Source organism: Pedococcus sp. P2_E5, assembly GCF_056403895.1.
This window is the reverse complement of the sequence record NZ_JBFUEP010000011.1, coordinates 1-21390: the sequence shown is the minus strand read 5'-3', so window position 1 is coordinate 21390 and position 21390 is coordinate 1. Positions and strand designations below refer to the sequence as shown.

Annotated in this window: 21 protein-coding genes; 15 read left to right on the top strand and 6 right to left on the bottom strand. The window is 69.0% G+C overall.

From position 1 onward, the window contains the following. Positions 1-32: 32 nt before the first annotated feature. Complete coding sequence (locus AC1DVZ_RS05275) at positions 33-182, top strand: hypothetical protein (protein WP_477617131.1); 150 nt, start codon at positions 33-35, stop codon at positions 180-182. A 2-nt stretch (positions 183-184) separates the two neighbouring features. On the opposite strand, the gene AC1DVZ_RS05270 is transcribed toward AC1DVZ_RS05275, so the two are convergent. Beyond that, the gene (locus AC1DVZ_RS05270; protein ID WP_477617130.1) at positions 185-838 is read right to left on the bottom strand and encodes an MBL fold metallo-hydrolase; all 654 of its coding nucleotides are present in this window, start codon (positions 836-838) and stop codon (positions 185-187) included. An 18-nt stretch (positions 839-856) separates the two neighbouring features. After that, positions 857-1375 (bottom strand): DUF6328 family protein, encoded by a 519-nt coding sequence (locus AC1DVZ_RS05265; RefSeq protein ID WP_477617129.1) that lies wholly within the window; start codon positions 1373-1375, stop codon positions 857-859. An 87-nt stretch (positions 1376-1462) separates the two neighbouring features. On the opposite strand from AC1DVZ_RS05265, the gene AC1DVZ_RS05260 reads away from it, so the two are divergent. Further along, positions 1463-1843 carry a hypothetical protein gene (locus tag AC1DVZ_RS05260; RefSeq protein ID WP_477617128.1) on the top strand — a complete coding sequence of 127 codons (381 nt, stop codon included), beginning with the start codon at positions 1463-1465 and terminating at the stop codon, positions 1841-1843. 53 nt (positions 1844-1896) lie between these two features. Here AC1DVZ_RS05260 and AC1DVZ_RS05255 read toward each other — a convergent pair whose 3' ends face one another. Further along, on the bottom strand, positions 1897-5193 hold the full coding sequence (locus tag AC1DVZ_RS05255; protein ID WP_477617127.1) for a S8 family serine peptidase: 3297 nt from the start codon (positions 5191-5193) through the stop codon (positions 1897-1899). Between the two features lie 206 nt (positions 5194-5399). On the opposite strand from AC1DVZ_RS05255, the gene AC1DVZ_RS05250 reads away from it, so the two are divergent. Both AC1DVZ_RS05250 and AC1DVZ_RS05245 read left to right on the top strand, forming a co-directional pair. After that, entirely contained in the window at positions 5400-6143 is a 744-nt protein-coding gene (locus AC1DVZ_RS05250) for a VOC family protein (RefSeq protein WP_477617126.1), read from the top strand. A gap of 139 nt (positions 6144-6282) precedes the next feature. Continuing rightward, positions 6283-8031 carry a S8 family serine peptidase gene (locus AC1DVZ_RS05245; protein WP_477617125.1) on the top strand — a complete coding sequence of 583 codons (1749 nt, stop codon included), beginning with the start codon at positions 6283-6285 and terminating at the stop codon, positions 8029-8031. Between the two features lie 123 nt (positions 8032-8154). Here the strand turns inward: AC1DVZ_RS05245 and AC1DVZ_RS05240 are convergent, their stop codons facing one another. From AC1DVZ_RS05240 to AC1DVZ_RS05230, 3 genes are all read right to left on the bottom strand, one after another. Beyond that, positions 8155-8505: an EthD domain-containing protein gene (locus AC1DVZ_RS05240; protein WP_477617124.1), complete on the bottom strand. Its 351-nt coding sequence runs from the start codon at positions 8503-8505 to the stop codon at positions 8155-8157. Then, positions 8505-8966, bottom strand: coding sequence for a hypothetical protein (locus AC1DVZ_RS05235; RefSeq protein WP_477617123.1), 462 nt, complete (start codon positions 8964-8966; stop codon positions 8505-8507). Before AC1DVZ_RS05235 ends, AC1DVZ_RS05240 begins: the two co-directional genes overlap by 1 nt. A 106-nt stretch (positions 8967-9072) precedes the next feature. Next, complete coding sequence (locus AC1DVZ_RS05230) at positions 9073-9735, bottom strand: SDR family NAD(P)-dependent oxidoreductase (protein WP_477617122.1); 663 nt, start codon at positions 9733-9735, stop codon at positions 9073-9075. Between the two features lie 96 nt (positions 9736-9831). Here AC1DVZ_RS05230 and AC1DVZ_RS05225 point away from each other — a divergent pair, with 96 nt between their 5' ends. From AC1DVZ_RS05225 to AC1DVZ_RS05175, 11 genes are all read left to right on the top strand, one after another. After that, the gene (locus AC1DVZ_RS05225) at positions 9832-10611 is read left to right on the top strand and encodes an IclR family transcriptional regulator (protein WP_477617121.1); all 780 of its coding nucleotides are present in this window, start codon (positions 9832-9834) and stop codon (positions 10609-10611) included. Positions 10612-11015: 404 nt separating this feature from the next. Continuing rightward, positions 11016-12065, top strand: a complete 1050-nt coding sequence (locus AC1DVZ_RS05220) for an ABC transporter substrate-binding protein (protein WP_477617120.1) — start codon at positions 11016-11018, stop codon at positions 12063-12065. 40 nt (positions 12066-12105) lie between these two features. Beyond that, positions 12106-13539 carry an FAD-dependent oxidoreductase gene (locus AC1DVZ_RS05215; RefSeq protein ID WP_477617119.1) on the top strand — a complete coding sequence of 478 codons (1434 nt, stop codon included), beginning with the start codon at positions 12106-12108 and terminating at the stop codon, positions 13537-13539. Between the two features lies 1 nt (position 13540). Further along, positions 13541-14311: a hypothetical protein gene (locus AC1DVZ_RS05210; RefSeq protein ID WP_477617118.1), complete on the top strand. Its 771-nt coding sequence runs from the start codon at positions 13541-13543 to the stop codon at positions 14309-14311. Positions 14312-14315: 4 nt separating this feature from the next. Further along, positions 14316-15188 (top strand): ABC transporter ATP-binding protein, encoded by an 873-nt coding sequence (locus tag AC1DVZ_RS05205; RefSeq protein ID WP_477617117.1) that lies wholly within the window; start codon positions 14316-14318, stop codon positions 15186-15188. After that, positions 15185-16576, top strand: a complete 1392-nt coding sequence (locus AC1DVZ_RS05200) for an MmgE/PrpD family protein (protein ID WP_477617116.1) — start codon at positions 15185-15187, stop codon at positions 16574-16576. Before AC1DVZ_RS05205 ends, AC1DVZ_RS05200 begins: the two co-directional genes overlap by 4 nt. Next, positions 16573-17148, top strand: a complete 576-nt coding sequence (locus AC1DVZ_RS05195) for an ureidoglycolate lyase (protein ID WP_477617115.1) — start codon at positions 16573-16575, stop codon at positions 17146-17148. Before AC1DVZ_RS05200 ends, AC1DVZ_RS05195 begins: the two co-directional genes overlap by 4 nt. A gap of 7 nt (positions 17149-17155) precedes the next feature. Next, positions 17156-19546: a xanthine dehydrogenase family protein molybdopterin-binding subunit gene (locus AC1DVZ_RS05190; protein ID WP_477617114.1), complete on the top strand. Its 2391-nt coding sequence runs from the start codon at positions 17156-17158 to the stop codon at positions 19544-19546. Beyond that, a complete protein-coding gene (locus tag AC1DVZ_RS05185) occupies positions 19543-20391 on the top strand; it encodes an FAD binding domain-containing protein (RefSeq protein ID WP_477617113.1) in 849 nt (282 codons plus the stop codon). The genes AC1DVZ_RS05190 and AC1DVZ_RS05185 overlap by 4 nt, the downstream gene beginning before the upstream one ends. Next, the gene (locus AC1DVZ_RS05180) at positions 20384-20878 is read left to right on the top strand and encodes a (2Fe-2S)-binding protein (RefSeq protein WP_477617112.1); all 495 of its coding nucleotides are present in this window, start codon (positions 20384-20386) and stop codon (positions 20876-20878) included. Before AC1DVZ_RS05185 ends, AC1DVZ_RS05180 begins: the two co-directional genes overlap by 8 nt. After that, positions 20875-21390, top strand: a 516-nt coding sequence (locus AC1DVZ_RS05175; RefSeq protein ID WP_477617111.1) for a nuclear transport factor 2-like protein, incomplete at its 3' end; no start/stop codon positions are given. The genes AC1DVZ_RS05180 and AC1DVZ_RS05175, both read left to right, overlap by 4 nt.

The window sequence follows — 21390 nt, the reverse complement described above, 5'->3', positions numbered from 1 at the left end:
AGGCCGGTTCCCAACCCCGAGGGGGTGCGCCCATGCGCACAGCACTCGCCCACCTGCACGTCCCCCACCACGAGACCCGGTGGTGGCTGAGCCACAGCGCCGCCGTCATCGCCGCTGCGGTCCTGCTCGTCTACCTCGCTGCGGTCCTGCTCGTCATCGCGGGGGTACTGCTCTTCACCTGACCTCACCAGCGTCGGTCGACCCACTCCTGCAGGTGGGGACGCTCTGCGCCGATCACCGTCGAGTCCCCGTGCCCGGGAAGCACCACTGTGTCGTCGGGCAGGCTGAACAGGCGCTCGCGGACCGAGTCGATGATCGTGTCGAAGTCGCTGTAGTCGTGCCGGGTGGCTCCGGGCCCGCCCGGGAACAGGGTGTCGCCGGTGAAGACCACCCCGAGTGACGGGGCGTGGAAGCAGACCGACCCGGGCGTGTGGCCCGGCGTGTGGAGGACGTGCAGCTCGACGTCGCCGACCGTCAGCGTCTGGCCGTCGGCCAGCTCACGGTCGGGGGTCACGGGATAGAGCTCGTCCCACAGGAACCGGTCCCGTGGATGCAGGTATGCCGGGGCGCGCGTGCCGTCGCACACCTCGCCGACCGCGTCGAGGTGGTCGAAGTGCCCGTGGGTGATGAGGACACCCTGCACCCGCTGCTCACGGGGGATCGACTTCACGATCGCGCGGCCGTCGTGCCCCGCATCGATGACCAGGCACTCCGCGTCGTCGCCGATGACCCAGGTGTTGTTCTCGAGGGTGAGCTGACCCGCGGGTCGGTCGAAGGTGCCTGCGGTGACGACGCGCTGGATGCGCACGCCGCCCGGGGAAGGTGCGATGTCCGGCATACCCCCATCCTCGCGCACCTAGGTGTGGTCACCTGCAGAGGCCCGGTCGCGCCCAGCGGCCTCGTCGCGGCGCAGCAGGCCCAGCGGCAGCAGCAGCCAGTTCACGAGGAACAGCAGGAGGATGGCGCTCGCGGCCGCGACCGCCCCGTCCCTGCCGGTGACGACGTCGAAGATGACGAACGCCACCGTGCTGACCGCCAGGGCGAGGGCGACCAGGCCGATGCGCGCGCAGACGTGGGCGATGGCGACGAGGGTGGCCTTCTCGCGCCTGCGGAACAACAGGCGGTGGGATGCAACGGGGGCGACGAGGAACGCCGTGGCGACCACCGTGAGGCAGAACGCGACGAGGTAGACCGCTTGGTCGACGTCCTCGATCTCGGTGAACCGTTGCTGGAACGGCAGGGTCAGCAGGAAGCCCGCCAGGATCTGGACGCCGGTCTGCACGACGCGCAGCTCCTGGAGCAGCTCGTCCCAGTTGCGGTCGAGCCTCTCCTCTGGGGTCTCGTGGCGACCACGGTTGAGAGGTTCCTCGGTCATGGTCCAGATGTACCCCAGATGTCCCGGTCCAACCAGCGCAACGGGAAAGGTCTGTACCTGCGGTTCGCGCCGGGTGAGGATGGCACCGTGACGACTCGGATGGTCTTGTCGGGGTGCCTGCTGCTGGCGGCCACCGGCTGTGGCGTCGCCGGGGACACGCCCGCGGGCGGTTCGAGCTCGCCCGCCACTCGGTCGTCGTCCGCCCCGTCCTCGTTCACCGAGGACCTCACCGTCACGTCACCGCCGGGCCGAGGGGGCGTGATCACGGTCCGCGGCATCGTGGAGGACGGGGTGGAGTCCGGCTGCCTCCTGCTGGGCGAGGGCGAGGGGCCTTACGTGCTGGTGGGTCATACATCGGGACTGGCGGCCGGGGACACGGTCACCGTGCGCGGCGCCGTCATGACCGGCCTGGCAACCACCTGCCAACAGGGTCAGCCCCTGTGGGTCGACGAGGTGCTGGAGCGCTGAACGCACTGGACCCCGCAGCCACGAAGGGCTGCGGGGTCCAGTGGTGAGGCGGGTTACGGCGTGACGCCGCCGACCACGACCGAGCCGGTGCCGAGCACCGCGCCCTGGCCGGAGAGGACGCGCATCTCGCCGAAGAGCTGACGACCCGCAGCGGGGGCTGCGTTCGCCGTGAGCTCGCCCGTAACCGCCGCCGAGGCACCGGGCGCGAGGTCGAGGACGGTCGCGGGGACCGTCAGCGAACCCAGCGCGGGGCTGAAGAACACGTCGAGGTAGTCGTACTGCGTGCTGCCGCTCGGGACTGCGTACCCGTCGACCCTGACCGTGTAGGTGGCCGCCACCGGGTTGGTGATGGTCACCGACTCCTCGGAGTCGCCGTCGGCCTGCTGGGCGACGATGGCGCCGGCGCGCAGGACGAACAGGTCGAGGTCGGCGCCCTGGTCGGACGGCCGCCCGATCGTCGCCGTGAGGCGCGTGGCGCCCGCGGGAACGACGACCTGGAACTCCTGCACCTCGTGGTTGGCGATCGTCTTGCGACCCGAGACCGCGCTGCCCAGGACCCCGCCCTGAGGCGTGGCGCTGACCTGGCCGAACTGGTTGGTCACCGTCCACGACACCGGAGCCGGCTGGCCCGCCGTCACCGAGGCGAGGGTCTGGGACGCCGGATCGACGACCACACCCTGGACGGCGGCGGCGATGGTGAACGGGTTGGCGAGGGTCGGCGTCGTGCGCCGTGCCTCGATCTCCAGCTCCCAGATGCCGGGCAGCGGGTTGGCGTAGCTCCGTGAGGTGCTGTTGCACGCCGGGTCGCTGAAGTTGGTGAAGCACACCAGCGACGACGTCGACTCGACCGGAACGCCGTACGGGTTGAAGGCGATCCAGCGAACCTGGCCACCCGCCTGCACGCCGCTCAGGTTGACCTGCAGGGCCTTGGCACCCTGCGGGACGGTCACGTAGACCTTCTTGGTGAGGTTGCGCTCGACCGAGCCCGACGTGGTCTTCGCGTAGGACGGTGCCGCGAGGTCCTGCGAGAGGACCACGGTGAGCAGCACGCGCTGGTCGACGACCTTGGTTGCGGGGTCGTCGATCTCGAGGATGGCCGAGTGGGTGCCCGGAGTGCTCGTGCGTGCCTTCACCGGGATGTCGACCGTTTCACGCATGGGCATCGGACGGCTGCTCGTCGGCAGGGAGAAGGTGCCGTCGTTGCCGACGAGGCGCAGGTTGTGCGTCACCCGGCCACCGGCTCCGCTGGTGCGCGTCGCCTTGACGACGTACGTCTTGTACTCGCCGGAGACCTGGCCACCGTGTGCTGCGTCGCAGCGGTTGTAGACACCAGGACCCTGGTTCGGCGTTGCCAGGAGGTCCGACAGCGGGGTGCAGACCGGGGCGGTCGTGGTGATGTCCTGCGCGGACGGCTTGGTCTTGAGCAGCTCCCAGGCTCCAGGGACGTCCACCTGACCGGCACCCTGCCCGATGGCCTCGACGTTCTGGGCGTAGTCGGCCGAGGTGTAGAGCGAGTCGCGCACCTGTCGCGTGGTCACGCCCACGCCGGTGGCCTTGGCGGCCGACAGGAGCAGAGCCACGCCGCCGGCAGTCTGCGGTGACGCCATCGACGTGCCGTTGAAGTGCGCGTAGCCCGGAGGCAGCGAGTAGCCGGTCTCGGGGACCGCGCCACCGGGCTGCCACGTCGGGATCGAGGAGACCGCCGACCCGGGTGCCATGACGTTGGGCTTGAAGCCGCCGTCCTCCCGCGGTCCGCGCGAGGAGTAGTTGTGCAGCGCCAGGGCAGAGGAGACCTCTGCGCCGTAGTTGGACAGCCAGGTCTCCTTCGTCACCGAGGAGGCGACGCTGATGACCTTGGAAGCGACCGACGGGTCACCGATGGAGTTGATGCCGGGACCGCTGTTGCCGGCCGAGATGACCAGCTGGACGCCGCCGTCGATCAGGGCGTCGTAGAGCCGGGCCCGGGCGTTGTTGCCGTCGTTGAGGGCCGGCAGGCCACCGATGGACATGTTGATCACGTCGACGCCTCGCTTCTCGGCGAGGTCGACCATGCCGTCGGTCAGCGCGACCGCGGTGCAGCCACCGCCCCACGAGCAGGCACGGGTCGAGACGATCTTGGCGCCGGGCGCCTGACCGTCCATCGCTCCGCCGAACAGGCTGTGCCCGGCGGCGATGCCGGCGACGTGGGTGCCGTGCGCGGCCTCGACGACGCCGATGTTGACGAAGTCGGCCTTCTGGCCGGGCAGGCCCGCAGGGGACAGGTCGACGTCCTCGCGGTACTCGACCGTGAAGGGCATCGACTCGGCGATGGGCGTTGCCGGGTTGTCCGTGCCGAAGTGGCCGACGTCGAAGTGCTCCTTGTAGGGCCGCATCTTCTCCGTGGCGGAGAACGTCTGGTCCTGGTTGGCGTCGACCCAGATGTCGTGGGTGGCCTCGTCGTAGAGGATGCCCCAGCGGTCGGTCTTGTCACCGTCGCGGTTGAAGTCACCCGCGGCCTCGTCGTTGGCCGAGATGCTCTCCGCCACGCGCTGGAACTTGTAGGTGCCGGCGGGCGAGGTCCACGTGCCGGCGACGCCGGACACCGTGAAGCTGGGACCGGTCACCGACGTGAGCATGGCGCGCCAGGACCCGTCGCTCTCGAGCAGCGGATCGGTGCCCGTGACCCAGTCGACGATCTTGCGCTCTCCGGTGCTGGTGGTCTGCAGGGCCGGGTGGTCCAGGTCGACGCCGGAGTCGATGACGCCGATGGTGATGCCCCGCCCGTCCCACGTGTTGTGGGCGTTCTTGAAGGCGACCGAGCCGATGTCGCGGGTCGGCATGTAGGGGTTGTCGTTCGGGGTGCCGGCACCGGGTGCGGGCTGGGGCGCTGCCTGAGCTGCCGCGGACGGCTGCTCCGCCTCGGGCCTGGGGAGCGGAATCGACTCGTTGAGGTCGACCGCGAGGACGGTCGAGGACTTGGCGAGGACGTCGACCTTGCCGGTCGGCACGCTGGCGCTGACGTAGCCGTACTTGTCGCTGACCTTGGCGACCCAGCCGCCGGCGGCCCTGATGCTCTTGGCGGTCGCGGTTGCCTGCCCCTTGCGGGTGGCGACCATGATGGTCACGCGCGGCGTGCCCTTGTCCTGGGCCCGGGTGAGCAGCTCGCGGTCGTGCTGACCGAGCTTGTCGTTGGCCTTCGGCTTCTTGATCTTGCCCTGGGCCGTTTGGGCCGTGGGGGTCTTGTCATTGCCGGCTACGCGGTCTCCGGGGTCTGCGCCCGCCATGGGGGCAGTTGCTGCTGCGACAAGTCCTGCCGCAGCGATCCCAGCGATCGTCGTGATGCCGCGGCGCGTGATGCGTCGTCCGGTCACGGTGGTGTCCCTTCAGTCATCCTGCAGGTCCTCCTGAGCTGCAGGCGTCGCACCCGGGTTGGCCGGGGCGAACCGAGTCAGTGTCACCCGGCTCGGGGCCGGCGACGAGGGCGGTTTGGGTAAATTCTTCGTAAGTAACTGCTGGTCAGCGCCCCGCGCCGACAAATGCGTTGCCTGCCCGGGTGGCAACGCCGAGGATCATGGCCATGGCCACGACGTCTCAGTTCTTCGCGCTCTGCTTCGACGCGCTCGACCCACTGGGTCTCGCGCGCTTCTGGGCAGGCGTCCTGGGCCGGGAGCTGGTCCACGACCCCGACGACGGCATCACGCTCGTGCCGGACGAGGACCCCGGGTTCCGGATCCGGTTCCTCCCGACCCAGGAGCCCAAGGACGTGCCGAACCAGATCCACCTCGACCTGACGAGCACCTCGCCTGAGGACCAGGCGCAGACGGTGGCCAGGGCGCTCGAGCTCGGCGCCCGTCACATCGACATCGGCCAACGCCCCGAGGAAGGGCACGTGGTGCTCGCCGACCCCGAGGGCAACGAGTTCTGCGTCATCGAGGCCGGCAACAACTTCCTTACCGGCTGCGGATTCATCGGGGCCGTCAACTGCGACGGTTCGCAGGCGGTCGGCTACTTCTGGAGCCAGGCGCTGGGCTGGCCGCTGGTCTGGGACCAGGACGAGGAGACCGCGATCCAGTCCCCGGCCGGCGGATCGAAGATGTCATGGGGCGGTCCACCAGTGAGGCCCAAGACCGGCAGGAACCGGCTGCACCTCGACCTCGCGCCACGACTCGACGGCGACCAGCAGGCAGAGGTCGACCGCCTCGTCTCCCTCGGCGCGACCCGAGTCGACCTCGGTCAGGGCAACATCAGCCCGGGTGAGGTCGGCCGGGTGGAGATGCTCGATCCCGACGGCAACGAGTTCTGCGTCCTGACGCCCCGCTAGGCGAGCCTCGGCGCAGGCGGCGACCACGCGGCATACCCCTCGCTTTGCCGCCCCGTTGCATCTTCCTTCCGGCGTCGAAGGGTCGTAGGTTGCAAATCGTGCGCGACAACGAGGTCGTGACACACGAAGGGAGTCACCCATGCGTAGAGGACGCCTGCTCGCCACGGCTACCGCCGGGGCGATGGTCGCGGCCGGAATCACCGGTGCAGTGACAACAGCCTCGGCAGCGACGACGGCGGTCACCGCCGCCGATGCGGCAGCAAACTATGTGGTCCTGCTCGACGCCGGAGCGTCGACGTCGGACGTCGCCGCCCAGCTCAGCGCGGCCGGAGCCACCGTCACCCGAGCCAACGCCGCGATCGGCCTGATCAGCGTGACATCGCGCGACGGAGCTTTCCGCGCCTCCGCGGGCGCCATCTCCGGGGTCAAGGGTGTCGCCTCAGACGTGTCCATCGGCTCCACGCCGCAGGGCGCCGGGCCCAAGGACGCCGTGGAGCGCGAGCACCTCGCCGCGGCCTCGACCACGAAGGGCTCGGGCCAGGCCAAGCACGAGGCGAGCAAGTCCGGCGAGGATCCGCTCGACAGCCAGCTGTGGGGCATGGACATGCTGAACCGCTCCGCGGCCCACGCCATCGAGAGCGGCGACAAGCGCGTCACCGTCGGCATCATCGACACCGGTGTGGACGGCAACCACCCGGACCTCAAGGCCAACTTCGACTCGGCCAAGTCGCGGAACTTCACCACCGACATCGTCGGCATCGACGGTCCGTGTGAGTACGCCGGCTGTGTCGACCCGGCCGACGTGGACGACAACGGTCACGGCACGCACGTCGCGGGCACCATCGGCGCGGCGCTCAACGGGCTCGGCGTGAGTGGTGTGGCTCCTGACGTGACCCTGGTCAACGTCCGAGGCGGCCAGGACAGCGGCTACTTCTTCCTCGGCCCGGTGACCAGCGCGCTCACCTACTCCGGTGACGTCGGCATCGACGTCGTCAACATGTCCTTCTACGTCGACCCGTGGCTGTACAACTGCGCCAACGGCGCGCCGCAGGACTCGGCTCCGGCCGTGGCCGACCAGCAGGTCATCATCGAGGGTATGACGCGTGCGCTCAACTATGCGTACGCCCACGGTGTGACGCAGGTGGCGGCCCTGGGCAACGACCACGACAACATCTCGAACCCGCGGCACGACTTCTCCAGCCCGGACTACGACAACCCGGACTTCTCGTGGGACAACACGCCCTACGAGCGGACCATCGACAACGCCACCTGCAAGGACCTGCCGGTCGAGGGCCCGCACGTCATCGGCGTGTCCGCGCTCGGGCCGTCGGGCAAGAAGGCCGACTACTCCAACTGGGCCACGGACCTCACGTCCGGTGAGCTCGAGGTGTCTGCGCCCGGTGGATGGTTCCGGGACGGCTTCGGCACCCCGACCTACCGCACCAACGGCAACCTGATCCTCTCCACGGCTCCGCTGCACGTGCTGCAGGCCGAGGGACTGGTCGACGCCGACGGGACCATCAACGAGGACGGTGTGGCAGTGGGTGTCCAGCGCGACTGCGTGACCAAGGGTGCCAACAGCGCCTGCGGCTACTACCAGTTCCTGCAGGGCACCTCGATGGCGTCACCGCACGCCGCCGGCGTCGCCGCCCTTGCGGTCAGCGCCCACGGCACCGTGGACGGCAACCGCGGCATGACCATGTCGCCCGACGCAGTGGCGTCGCTCATGATGGCCACCGCCACCAACCACGCCTGCCCGCCCGGCGGCGTGCAGTCCTACCTGCAGGAGGGCCGTTCGGCTCAGTTCACCGCCACCTGCAACGGCACCGACGACTTCAACGCCTTCTACGGCGCGGGGATCGTCAACGCCCTGGGAGTGGTGCAGTAGCAACGTAGTTCGTCCCATGACGCAGCAGGCCCCGGCGCACTCGCCGGGGCCTGCTGCATCAACCCCCACGGGGTTGCACTGCGACGGGGTGAGTGACTGGTCCTGCCCCCGGCGGTCCGGTTGCTACCGCGTGACCTCGATGCTGTCGGCGATCACGTAGAACCGAAACCTGGTCCGGCCAGCAGGGCCCCGGTCGGACGGAATCGGGTTGGCCTCGAACCACTGCCGGTATTTCTCGTACTCGTCCCGGTCCTCGAAGTGCATCTCCGCAATTCTATAGAACGTCAGCGCGTCCGCGCCGGCAGGGCTGCCGCTCGAGGTGGCCTGGACCCGCGCGACCACCTTGTTCAACACGAGGCGACGCAGGTACGGATTGCTCAGCAGGTCGGGAGCGTGCACGTCGAACAGCCACCGCTCGTACTCCTCGGGGGTGACTCCCTCTTCGACGTCGTATCCCAGCAGCGCCTTGAACATCAGTACATCCGACCATCGGCGCCGACGTCCCACGTGAACGACTGGGCCCCGTCCCCGAAGCCTTCTATCCTCACTCGGTGCGGGCGCAGACTGACCCCGACCAGATCGTCGACCACCTCGTCTCCGCCGCGATGCGGTGCCCGGTCGAACCCCCGAGCGCGTTGCTCCCCGACGCGCTCCTCGTAGCGCGCCACCGTCCACTCGTCAGGCATGAATCGGACGTCCCCACGGACTGAGACCACGCGGGGCGGGAGCTGGTTGATGTCGAACACGTGCGGCGACTCGTTCGACGCGCCCGGTGCGGGTGATCCGATCCAGCTGACCAGGGTCCGGGCGTCCTTGCGCCACTGAGCAATCCGGCGGTGCGTCCGCCGCTGCACGAGCGTGACGGACCAGTCGGATTCGAGGAACGCGGTCATCGTGCGCATCACCGGGTAACCGTCGGGACCGATCGTTGTCACCTGTGCGAAGGCCGCCTCCGTCTGGACGAACGACTGGGCGCGAGCGAAGGCTGCACGAATGTGTTGCTGTTCAACACCATTCATGACGAGGTCACCGCTGTCCGCGTCATCCCATCCACATCCCGCCGTTGAGGTCGATGATCGCCCCGGTGACCGAGGAGCCCGCAGAGGAGCACAGCCAGGCTGCCGTGCCGGCCACCTCATCCGGCGAGGCCACGTGCCCCAGTGGGACCTGTGTGAGCAGGGCAGCCAGTTCGTCGTGGGTGAGCCGGTCCAACATCGGGCTGGACACCGGTCCGGGCGCAATCGCATTCACTCGGATGCCGCGGCTCGCCTGATCCTTGGCAAGGTGCCTGGTCAGTCCGATCAACCCTGCCTTCGCGGTCGCGTAGGCAGGTCCTGACAGGCGGTTCCCCCCGTGCCTGCCGTTCACCGAGCTGAGCAGGACGACGGATCCGCCCCGACCCATGAGCGGGAGCACCTGCCGGCACACCACGAACGCGGACGTGAGGTTGTCGTAGATGACGCGGCTCCAGTCCTCGACCGAGGTCTCCTCGATGCCGCCAGAACCAACCGAGCCAGCCGCGTGCACGACGTTGGTGATGCTGTCCACGCCGGTGAGGGCGGCGGCGACCGAGGCCGGGTCGGCTGCGTCGTGACCGCGGGCGCGGTCGATCACCACGACGTCGTCCCCTTGCGCCAGGAACTGGGTGACGCAGGCGCGCCCGATCCCTCCGTCACCGCCGACCACCAGGGTCCTGTGCTGCACGCCAACGTTCTAGCACACGCGTGGTCGCACCCGTGGCAACGGCGGTGTGCTCAGGTTTCTTGGATACTTCCGGCTGCAACGTGGAATGATCCCGGCGTGCCCGATGACGAGAACTCGACCAGCAGCGGAATCGACCGTGCCATGCAGGTCATCTATGAGGTGGCCTCGTCCAACGAACCGGACGTCGGCGTCTCCGAGCTGGCGCGATCGCTGGGCCTCAGCAAGGCGGTCGTTCACCGCGTGGTCCGTACGTTGGTCGCCGCCGACTTCTTCTCCTTCGACGAGAAGCTCAGGCGTTACCGGCTCGGTCCCGGCGCCGTCAGCGTCGGCCTCGCGGCACTCGCCCAGATCGAGGTGCCCAAGGTGGCTCAGCCGTTCCTGGAGCGCCTCGTCGAGGAGACCGATGAGACAGCGACGCTGTCGGCCCGATACGGAGACAAGCGGATGTACCTCTCGCAGGTGCTTTCCCCGCAGGAAATCCGGATGTCGGTGCAGCTCGGCCGGCTGTACCCCCTGCACGCGGGAGGCTCGTCCAAGGCGATCCTCGCTGCCCTGGATGTCGAGCAGCAACGGCGATACGTCCACTCGGTGTCCTTGGACGCATTGACCGGCGTCACGATCACGGACCCGGACGAACTGCTTCGCGAGCTTGCCGAGATCTCCCGCCGTGGCTTCTCGGTCAGCCTGGGGGAGCGCCAGGCCGGCGCGGCGTCGGTGGCTGCTGCCATCCACGACGCCACCGGCAAGGTTCAGGGTTCGATCTCCGTGTGCGGCCCCGTGAATCGCATCGACAGCGCCAAGATCGACCGGTTCGGCCCCCTCGTGGCCGAGGCGGCCAAGAACATCTCCCGCCAGCTGGGCTACCGCGGCGAGTAGGCGCCACCCCTCAGAGGTGAGGGGTCGCGTGGAGGGCGATCACTGAGCGCCGCTCGATCGAGCGGTGCTCTCCGCGTTCCCGGCGTTCCCGGCGTTCCCGGCGTTCCCGGCGTTCCCGGCGTGCTCGGCGTGCTCGGGCCGCAGCGCATGTGGTGCTCGCGCCCGAGATGGCTAGCCCCGGTCGGTATGCCGGATCCGGGACAGCGCTCTGAGGCCTGGGTCTCAGTTCCGAAACAGACTCTTGACCTGTGCCCAGCCGTCGCCTAATCTCATCGCGTGGCGGTACACCGTTCCGATCAGCGAAACGACCGAGATTGCACAGGCGTCGTTGTCACTGGGATCGAGAACCCCACGACCGGTCCGGCCCCCGCCGCGCCGTCCAGCAGTTGACAGGAGTTCCCCCCATGGATCGTCGTAGCTTCCTGACCACCAGTGGCCTCATCGTCGTCTCGAGCGTGGCGGGAGGATCTGTGCTCGTTGGCTGCGCCAACGGAGGAGCTACGAGCACCGCCGGCAAGTCGCCGGGCAACGCGAAGCTGAAGAACCTCGTCTACGTGACGCCCTTCCAGCACATCATTTCCCACGCCGACGTGTACGTCGCCAGCCAAGAGGGGTACTTCGAGGAAGCCGGCCTCTTCATCACACCGGTCGGTGGCACGGGGACGGCGAGCTCCGTGTCCCAGGTGGCGGCGGGCCAGGGCGTCTTCGGCAAGGCCGCGGCGATCATCACGGCACCCCTGATCGCAGACCAGGGCACGGAGATCATCACGGTCGGGCAGAAGGACCACAAGAGCCAGTACAGCGTCGCCTCCGACCCGGCCAAGCCGCTGAAGCACCCGAAGGACTGGCAGGGCAAGTCGATCGGTGTCATCTCCAAGGGCGGCACCACCGAGCTGCTGCTCGATGCGATGTCGGTGGCCGCTGGCCTCGACCCCAAGAACGTCACCAAGAAGGTCACCGGCGCGGACGCGGGCTCGTTGGAGTTCCTCCGCCGCGGCGAGGTCGACGGCTTCATCACGTTCATCGGGTCGGAGACGGCCTTCAAGAAGATGAAGGTCGACCTGCACTACCTCAACACCGGCGATTTCGCCCCCATGCCCGGCGACAGCTACTTCGTCAAGAAGAGCGACGCCGAGAGTCAGGGGCAGATCATCACCGACTTCCTGGGCGCCTGTCGCAAGGGATGGGAGTTCATGGCCCAGGAGAGCAACATCGACAAGGTCCTGTCGGCCGTGAAGGCCTTCAACCCGATCGAGGTCCAGGACAAGGAGCTCGCGGCCATGAAGGTCAAGGCCGAGGTCGCTGTCTCCACGCCCGCCAACGGCAAGTTCCTGAGCATCGACATGCCAGCGTGGGAGTCGGGCCTCAAGCTCCTGCGTGAGGCCGGCATGGTCAAGGACACCGCTCGTCCCCTGTCGGACTTCGTCACCGCCAAGTTCGTCGACGCGATCTGAGCATGCGGCGGCCACGCACCTCCTGTCAGAAAGGTCCACGGTGAGTGACTTCGACCTGGTGGTGGTTGGTGCCGGTACGGCAGGGATGCCTGCGGCCATCGAGGCGTCAGGCCTCGGCCTGAAGGTCCTCGTCGTCGAGGGATCGGACCGGCTCGGAGGCACCCTGTGGCGCTCGTGGGCCCAGATGTCGGCGGCCGGGACGTCCCTGCAGCGGGCCAAGGGCATCCGCGACGAGCCGCACCTGCACTTCGACGACGTCATGCGCATCAGCAAGGGAACCGCTGACCCGACGCTGGTGCGCCTGGCGGTGAACCACGCCCCCCGCGTCATTGAGTGGCTCCTGGGGATGGGCTTCGACGTCGACCCGGCGTCGCCTGCCATCCTGCACTTCCACGAGCCGTACTCGCTGCCGCGCACGTACTGGGGCCGCCGAGGTGGCCGATCGGTGCTGGACGTCCTCATTCCCGCATTCGAAAAGGCAACGCGCACGGGCGACGTGACCGTGCAGATGCAGACGCGTCTCACGTCCCTGCTGCACGGCCCCGATGGCGTTTCCGGAGTCCGGCTGCGATCCGCGGACGGCACGGAGCGAGAGGTGACCTCCGGAGCGGTTCTGCTCACCACGGGGGGCTACGCCGGTGACCCCGAGCTGTTCGCGAAGCTGACCAAGGGTGCCCCCCTGGTCGGACCGGCATCCCCCACCTCACGAGGGCAGGGGATCGTCGCGGCGCAGGAGGTCGGTGCCCAGGTCCGGGGCGAGGACCTGTTCCTGCCCACGTACGGCGGCGTGCTGGCCGCGGACAGTTCCTGGGAAACCGTTGGCCTGGACGACTTCCCGGCACTGACTCCCCAGGACCGAGCGCCGTGGGAGATCCACGTGAACTCCGAGGGCCGACGGTTCGTGGCCGAGGACTCCGACAGCGTCGACGTCCGCGAGAACGCGCTGCTGGAGCAGCCGGGACTCACCTTCTGGATCGTGTACGACTCGGTGACGGCGACCAAGGCCCCGCCGCTGTTTCCCACGTGGAAGCCCGAGGACCTCGCCGCCGCCTTCGAATCCCACCCTTCCTTCACGACGGCGGATAACCTGCGCTCGCTGGCGACGAAGGCCGGAATCGACGCGGACGGGTTGCTCGACACCGTGTCTGCCTGGAACCGGTCGGTGGCTGACGGTCACGACGGGCTGGGTCGCCGCAGCCTCCTCGGCCCCGTGGTCGAACCGCCCTTCTTTGCCGTGCGCAACCACGGGTCGACGCTGAAGAGTCCGGCTGGGCTGGCGGTGGATGAGCGGCTTCGCGTCCGAGGCGAGAACGGCGTCATCGAGAACCTCTACGCCGCTGGCGAGGCGATCGGCGGAAGCTCGCTGTCCGGCAAGTCTTTCGTGAGCGGAATGAGTGTGACCCCCGCCTTGGCGTTCGGACGGCTTGCCGTCCGCGACGTGGCAGGCGCCGATACGAGACCAGGGAGTTTGTGACATGTGGGACAGGGACAACGTCGACTTCGTGCAGAGCCAGGACGTGCCTGCGGCCTGGGCCGAACCCGGTACCTTCGGGCACCGGGGTGGCGGCCTCAAGCGCGTGCTCAGCCGCAGCGCGGCCAGTGGTGCCGAGACCTTCCTGCTGAGAGTGGCCGACCGTCAGGAGGGCCGCCTCGAGTGCGATGTCGACATCTACGTGGTGAGTGGTGAGGGCACCCTCGACGGCGAGCCGCTTCTCACCGGCGACTACGTCTACGTGCCTGCCGGCGCCCCCTTCGACCTGCAGCCGTCGGTCACCGGACTGGTTCTCTACTGCGGCTTCTGGGGTCCGGCGCGGTGGACCGACGTCGGTGACGCCGTCGACGGACTGACCCGCCTCCGGCCGGAGGACATCCCGTGGCAACCGGCTACGTGGAGCGGGGACGTCGAGCTCGAGCCCGGGGTCGCCGTCAAGACGTTGCGCCAGGCCGAGGGCGTGCTGGTGTATCTCGCAGCGATGATGCCGGGCTGGAAGAGCGCCCTTGAGGAGTCTCACCCGGTGTACGAAGAGTCGTTCAAGGTCTTCGGTGACGTCCTCATGGGCTCGCGCGGTGTGATGCGTGAGGGCGCCTACTTCTTCCGATCCCCGGACGTCTTTCACGGGCCCCTCTACTCGCGCGGTGGGACAATGTCGTTCATCCGGTCCGACGGTCCCACGACGACCGAGTACCGAGAACCGCCGGCGGACGGCACCTGGGAACTCCTCGCAAGGAAGGCCCACGGTGAGTAGCAGCATGAGCCTCGACCCCGTGACCAGCAACGACCGTGGAGTGGACATGGCCAGCGACAAGGTGCTCCAGCCCGCTGTACGTTCGGGCTCCGGTGCGGCAATCTCCATCCGCGGCGTCAGCAAGACCTATGCAACGCATGCGGGCGATGTCCGGGCCCTCGAGGCAACCGACCTGGAGATCCGTCCGGGGGAGTTCGTGGTGCTGCTGGGGCCCTCGGGTTGCGGCAAGACCACGCTGCTGCGGATGCTGGGCGGGTTGATCACGCCCACCTCGGGAAGCATCGAGATCGGCGGCGCGCCGTTGTTCGCGCCCAACAGTGCCCAGCCGTCCCAGGATGCTCTCGGGTCGCTCGGATTCGTGTTCCAGCAGGCGAATCTCCTGCCGTGGCGCACGGTCTGGAAGAACATCGCACTGCCGCTCGAGGTCCTTGGCGTCAAGCGGGACGAGCGACGGCGTCGTGCAGCGGAGCTTGCTGAGCAGGTCGGGCTGCAGGACTTTCTCGACCACCACCCGCGAGCCCTGTCCGGTGGCATGCAGCAGCGCGTCGCGATCGCCCGTGCGCTGATCCACCAACCGGGGATCCTGCTCATGGACGAGCCCTTCGGAGCCCTGGACGCCATGACGCGCGACCAGATGAACGTCATGCTCCAGCAGCTCTGGCTCGACACGGGCAAGACGGTGGTGCTCGTCACGCACTCGATCTCCGAGGCGGTCTTCCTCGCCGACCGGGTGGTGCTGCTCTCGCATCGTCCGGGACGTATCCAGGACGTGGTCCCCGTGRACTTCGCGCGCCCCCGGCCCATCGACCTGTCCAAGGACCCACGCTTCGGCGAGACGGTCGTGCGCCTGCGCGGTCAGCTCGGCGAACACCCGTGACTGCCCCACCCCACGCTGCGACAGCGGGGCTGGCGCATTTCGTTGCCGACTTGCGCCCTGCCGACATCCCGGACGAGGTCTCGATCAAGGTCCGGAACCTGTTCCTGGACTTCGTCGGGGCTGTGGTCGGTGGTACGCAGCTGCCCGAGGTCGAAGCGCTCGCGAAGCCGGTGCGCGAACGCGGCGCACACCCGGTCGCGTCGATTCTGGGTGGATCGATGCTCACCTCCGTGCCCGATGCCGCCTTCTGCAACGGGATCGCCGGCGACGTGCTGGAGCACCAGGACGGCTACCGCTTCGGAGGCTTTCACCCTTCACACCTGCTCCCGGCACTGCTCGCCGTCGCCGAGCACGTGGACGCGTCACTGCTGGACCTGCTGACGGCAGCCACGGCCTCGTACGAGGTCGCGAACCGGATCGGGCGGGCCCTGCACCCTGCGGCGACGGCCCGGGGTTGGTTCCCACCGGCGGCGGGCTACGGCGCCGCCGCGGGAGGCGCACGGTTGCTCGGTCTGGACGCGCGCGGCACCGCGGCTGCGATGGGTGCGGCTTCGTACTTCGTCCCCGCTGTCCTGATCGACTCGATCTTCGGTGGGTGGACGGCCAAGCCGGCCTTCGCCGGACAGCTGGCCAGGGCWGGCGCCGAGGGTGCCCTGGCCGCGGCCGAGGGCCTGACCGGGTGGCCCGAGGTCGTCGAGGCGCCCCGCGGGCTGGTCGACCTGCTCGGCGGGGACCGGATGGATCCCCGTGTCCTGGACCAGCTGGGCGAGAACTGGACCGTGCTGGACGTCCATCAGAAGCGTTTCGCGGGCTGCCGGCATACCCATGCCGCGGCGCAGGCCGCGGCACAGCTGGTGAGCGAGCACGGCATCGCGGCCGTCGACGTGGAGGCGGTGGACGTGGAGGCGTATGCCGTGGCCCAAGCACTCGTCGACCGTCACGTCTCGACCGGCGCTTCGGCCATCGCCTGCACCTTGAGCCTGCCCTTCGTCACCGCGGCGGCGATCGTCCACGGCGAAGTGACGGGGCGTCAGTACGCACGGGACGCCATCGACGACCCGCAGGTGCAGACGCTGGCACGGCTCGTGACCCTGCGAACGGCCCCGGACCTCGAGGCGCGATATCCCGACTTCACCGCCAGCAGGGTCACGATCAGGACGCGCGACGGCGGCACACGGACGACAACGGTCGACCTCCCCGCGGGTGACGCGAGGGCACCGTTGACACGTGAGGAGCTCCTGAGCAAGTACCACGCCTACACCGACCCGGTCCTGGGTCGTGAGGCCTCAACCGAGGCAGCACAGCTGATCCTGGATCCGTCATGGACGCCGAGCGTTCGCGAGCTCACCGCCCTGCTGCGCTCCACCACGGAAAGGACACCGAGATGAGCGATCCCCGCAACACGCTGCACACCATCGTCCCGCAGGAGCTCACCGCCGAGGCGTTCGCGCCGTTCGGCGAGGTCCTCTCCCTCGATGCGACACCGCGGCTGCCGATCAACTTCTACTCCGGAGCCAACGCGGTCCACGGGCCCGTCCGGCTCGAGTCCGACACCACGCCCGAGTTCCTGGTCTTCCGCGTCGGCCAGCGTGGTGAGGACCTGAGGTACCTCGAACGCCATGTCGAGATGACCCAGACCATGATCCCCCTCGGCGGGCAGCCCTACGTCGCAGTCGTGGCGGAGCCCGGGGCGCCGGAGGAGAACGGGTTCCCCTCGCTGGATGCCATCAAGGCTTTCCACGTGCCGGGCGACGTCTCCGTCAACCTGTTTCGCGGCACGTGGCACGAACCTCCGTTCCCTTCGGTCAACGGCCAGATGTTCCTCATCACCAGCCACGAACGGCTCACCCTCGGGCTGCAGCAGCCGCTCGACGAGAACGGCGAGCTCAACATGTACGACGTCGAGAAAAGGTCTCCCCAACACCGACTCGGGTTGCGCGTCCGCGTCGTGCTGCCCTGAGGCCGTCATGACGACCACGCACACGACGATGGCCGGCGGTCTCGTCGGCGCCTCCCAACCACGCACCGACGGCGAACAGCTGCTGACCGGGCGGGCCAGGTATGTCGACGACATCGTCCTGCCTGGAATGCTGTACCTGTTCGTCGTCCGGAGCCCCGTGGCGAGGGCTCGGATCGTGGGCGTCGACCTCGAGGAAGCGCGCCGGGCACCCGGAGTGGTGGCCGCCTTCGATGGCAAGGAGGCCGCCAACCACGCGGGGCCGATCCCCTACTTCATCGACCCGGTCGCGCGAGGTGGGGTCAACACGGAGATCCGTTGTCTCGCAGTGGATGCCGTCGTCCATGCGGGCCAGCCCCTGGCGGCCGTCGTGGCCCGGAGCCGCCGCGAGGCTGAGGCGGCCGGGGCAATGGTCAGGCTTGCACTCGACTCCGAGCCGCCCGTACTCGACGCGCAGGAGGCGCTGCAACCGGGATCGCCTCGGGTGTACGAGGCCTGGGCCGACAACGTGGTGCTGCACCAGACCTATGGGCAGGGGGATGTCGACGCCGCGCTCGCCCGGTCCGACGTGGTGATCCACGAGACCCTCACCATCGCCCGCCAGACCACCTCGCCGATCGAGCCGCGCGGGTACGTGGCCTCGTGGGACGCTGCGGACGAGCTTCTCACCGTGCACGGCTCGTGCCAGAACCCCCACCAGCTGCGGTGGATGCTGTCGGTCAGCCTGGGCCTGCCCGAGAACCAGATCCGCATCGTGACCGCGAAGATCGGCGGCAGCTTTGGGCTGAAGATGCAAGGTAACCCCGAGGAGACACTGGTCGCGCTCGCGTCCCGCATCACCGGGGCCCCGGTGAAGTGGATCGAGGACCGTCGGGAAACGCTGATGGCCGGGGCGCGTCAGCAGGTGCACCACCTCAGCGTGGGGGCCACGGCAGACGGTCGGCTGGTCGCTCTGCGCGACCGGATCGTCGCAGACTGCGGAGCGCTGTCGGCCCAGCCGGGCTGGGCGATGCCCAACATGTCGGCGACGACGCTCCCGTCCTGTTACCGGTTGCTGGACGTCGACGTCGACCTCCACATCGTCGCGACGAACAAGCCGCCCCTCAACGCCGCCCGCGGGTTCGGCAAGGACGCCGCCCACTTCGTGATGGAGCGCGCAGTCGACATGGTGTCGAAGCGCCTTGGCCTGGACCCGGCCGAGGTCCGGCGGATCAACATCATCCGCGCGGACGAGTTCCCGTTCCGCACCGCCACCGGGTTGAACGTCGACAGCGGTGACTACGAGGGTTTGCTGGACAAGGTCCTGACCGCCGTCGATGTCGAGGCCGTGCGCGCCATGCAGCGCGACGGGCGCGCGCGCGGGAGATATGTCGGTCTCGGCCTGGCATTCGAGCTCACGCCAGAGTCGGCGGACGGCCCGGGGTCGCTGGTGTCCGGCTTCGACGTCACGACCGTCAGGATGGACATGACTGGAACCGTGACCGTCCTTACTGGTGTCACGTCCCCCGGCGGGGGCAACGACACGGGGATCGCCCAGGTGGTGTCGCGCGAACTCGGCGTCCCCATCGGCTCGATCCGGATGGTCCAGGGCGACACCGGCCAGTGTCCCGCTGGCTTCGGCAACTTCAGCGGCCGGAGCATGGTCGTCGGAGGGGGTTCTGCTGCACTCGCCGCCCGCGACGTTCGCGACCGGTTGGCGACGGTCGGGGCACGCCTGCTCACCGCGCTCGCGGATGACGTCGAGGTTGCGGACGGTTTCGTGAGCGTCCGCTCGGAGCCGGCTCGCCGTATCCCTGTCGCCGACGTGGCCGAGGCGATCCTGACCCGCGCCTTCGCCGTGGCCGACGACATCGAACCGGTGCTCGAGTCCACCCGCGCCTACAAGCCGGGCAACATCGACCACAAGCCGGACGCCCAGGGCCGGATCCAGCCGTATCCCACCTACTCCAGCTGCCTGCATGCCGCTGTCGTGGAGGTCGATGCCGAGACCGGCGTCGTGCGTTTCCTCGACTACGTGCTCGCCCACGACTGCGGGACCATGATCAACCCCGCGCTGGTCGAGGGTCAGGCGTACGGGGCGGTCGTGATGGGGCTCGGAGGAGCACTCACCGAAGCGTTGCGCTTCGACGACGAGGGACGGCTGCTGACCGACCGGTTCAAGACCTACCTGTTGCCCCGTGCCGCCGACGTCCCCCATGTCCGGATGGTCCACCAGGTCACCCCCAGCCCATTCACCACGTACGGCAACAAAGGCGCAGGCGAGGCCGGCGTCGGCGGCGCGCAGGCGGCAGTGGCCAACGCGGTCGAGGACGCCCTTGAGCCCTTCGGGGTCGAGGTCCGTGAGATCCCGTTGCCCCCACCGGTCGTGCTGCGCCTCCTCAGAGAGGCTGGGGCCGAGTGATCACGCGACTTTTTGACTACGTGCGCCCCGAAGGGATCGCCGATGTCGTGGGCGCCCTCGTGCGTGGCGAGGACCCGGTCGTGCTCGGCGGCGGCACGATGCTCGTGCCGGACATGACTCATGGCAGGACCCGTCCAGGGATGGTCGTGGACCTGGTGGCGGCCGGGCTCTCCTACGTCGAGCCGCGAGACGACGGCGTCGCGATCGGTGCGATGACCACGTATGCCGAGCTCCTGGACCATCCCCGGGCCGTCGTGCCCGCGCTCCTGCGCGCCGTTGCGGCCGGCGTGACCGGTGGACCGCAGATCCGGAACCGCGGCACCATCGGTGGGTCGGCGAGCTATGCCAATCCCTCCTCCGAGGTGCTGGCCGCGCTCGTTGCCCACGAGGCCGTCATGCGGCTTTCCAGCTCCCGTGGGGACCGTGACGTGCCTGCGCACGAGTTTGCCCTGGATGCCTTTCGCACCGTCCGCCGTCCGGACGAGGTGTTGAGGGAGGTAGTCATTCCCCGCCTGCTCGAGGGAAGCCGCACCGGCTACGTCAAGCTCAAGCTCGCGGAGGGCAGCTGGCCGATCGCCACGGCGGCGGCAGTGGCCCTCCACGACCGACCGGTGCGGGTCGCCTTGGGCGGAGTCGCCGCCACCCCCCTCCAGCTGGAGGTCGACCGACCACCGACGAGCGGCAGCGAAGTGATGTGGCGGTCACACGTGCGGGAGCACGTCGGGCGAGTTCTCACCGAACCGTGGTCGGACGTGCTCGCCGACGCGGCATACCGCTCTGATGTGGCTCCGGTCGTCGCTGTGCGCGCCGTTCTCGCCGCCTGCCAGGAGGGCAATGATGACTAGTACCACGATGCGGATTACGTTGCGCGTCAACGGCGTTCCGCACGAGTTGGACATCGATCCGCGCACTCTGTTGGTGCACGCCGTGCGCGAGGAGCTCGGCCTGACCGGGACGAACGTCGGCTGCCTGACAGGGGACTGCGGAGCGTGCACGGTCCTCCTCGACGGACGGACGGCCAAGTCCTGCTCGGTCCTGGCTGCCACGGCGGACGGCGTGGAGGTGACGACGATCGAGGGCCTGCGCGGCGCCGACGGAGCACTGCACCCGGTGCAACAGGCGTTCTGGGACGAATTCGCGTTCCAGTGCGGCTACTGCATACCGGGAATGGTGCTCGCCGCGTGCGAGCTGTTGGAACGACAGCCCAACCCAGACTCCCGGCAGGTCGACGAGGCCATCAACGGCAACCTGTGCCGCTGTACGGGATACGGCTCGATCAAGCGGGCCATCTGTCGTGCGGCCGGCCAGGGCCCGACGGAGGAGCCGTCGTGAGCGATGGAGTCGGGCTGCGCCGGGCGGTCGACGTGGTCGAGGACTTCCTCGCCTCGATCGGCGCAGGTCGCTGGGAGCGCGCCGAGCGCCACCTGGCCCCAGGTGCGGTGATCGTCTTCCCTGGCGGAGCCGTGCACCGGTCGCTCTCGGATGTCCGCACCTCGGGCGCCGCGCGGTACCGCCGTGTGGACAAGGTGCGGGACCACTACGACAGCGCAGCAGGTCCCGACGGTTCCGTGGTCGTCGTCTCCACCGGAACCCTGTTCGGCGAGAACCTGCACGGCGTGCTGTTCGAGAACGTTCGCTACGTGGACCGGTTCGTGCTGCGGGAAGGGCTCGTGCACGAGCAGCACGTCTGGAACGACCTGGCCCTGTCGGGTGTGCTGTCCGCCCGTGACGCCTCAGCGGTCCCCGAGCAGTGGCGGGCCTCGGCCGGAGAGGGTCAGGCCGGCAGCGCCGCCCAGGCCGCCCCCGCCGCCCCCGCCGCCCCCGCGACCCGAGCGGCCGCGGGC

What these genes read in the sequence shown, in the direction of transcription:
- AC1DVZ_RS05220 (WP_477617120.1), top strand. Translation starts at nt 11,016, where the DNA reads ATGGATCGTCGTAGCTTCCTGACCACCAGTGGCCTCATCGTCGTCTCG.
- AC1DVZ_RS05195 (WP_477617115.1), top strand. Translation starts at nt 16,573, where the DNA reads ATGAGCGATCCCCGCAACACGCTGCACACCATCGTCCCGCAGGAGCTC.
- AC1DVZ_RS05240 (WP_477617124.1), bottom strand. Translation starts at nt 8,505, where the DNA reads ATGTTCAAGGCGCTGCTGGGATACGACGTCGAAGAGGGAGTCACCCCC.
- AC1DVZ_RS05190 (WP_477617114.1), top strand. Translation starts at nt 17,156, where the DNA reads ATGACGACCACGCACACGACGATGGCCGGCGGTCTCGTCGGCGCCTCC.
- AC1DVZ_RS05275 (WP_477617131.1), top strand. Translation starts at nt 33, where the DNA reads ATGCGCACAGCACTCGCCCACCTGCACGTCCCCCACCACGAGACCCGG.
- AC1DVZ_RS05180 (WP_477617112.1), top strand. Translation starts at nt 20,384, where the DNA reads ATGACTAGTACCACGATGCGGATTACGTTGCGCGTCAACGGCGTTCCG.
- AC1DVZ_RS05265 (WP_477617129.1), bottom strand. Translation starts at nt 1,375, where the DNA reads ATGACCGAGGAACCTCTCAACCGTGGTCGCCACGAGACCCCAGAGGAG.
- AC1DVZ_RS05210 (WP_477617118.1), top strand. Translation starts at nt 13,541, where the DNA reads ATGTGGGACAGGGACAACGTCGACTTCGTGCAGAGCCAGGACGTGCCT.
- AC1DVZ_RS05270 (WP_477617130.1), bottom strand. Translation starts at nt 838, where the DNA reads ATGCCGGACATCGCACCTTCCCCGGGCGGCGTGCGCATCCAGCGCGTC.
- AC1DVZ_RS05250 (WP_477617126.1), top strand. Translation starts at nt 5,400, where the DNA reads ATGGCCACGACGTCTCAGTTCTTCGCGCTCTGCTTCGACGCGCTCGAC.
- AC1DVZ_RS05245 (WP_477617125.1), top strand. Translation starts at nt 6,283, where the DNA reads ATGCGTAGAGGACGCCTGCTCGCCACGGCTACCGCCGGGGCGATGGTC.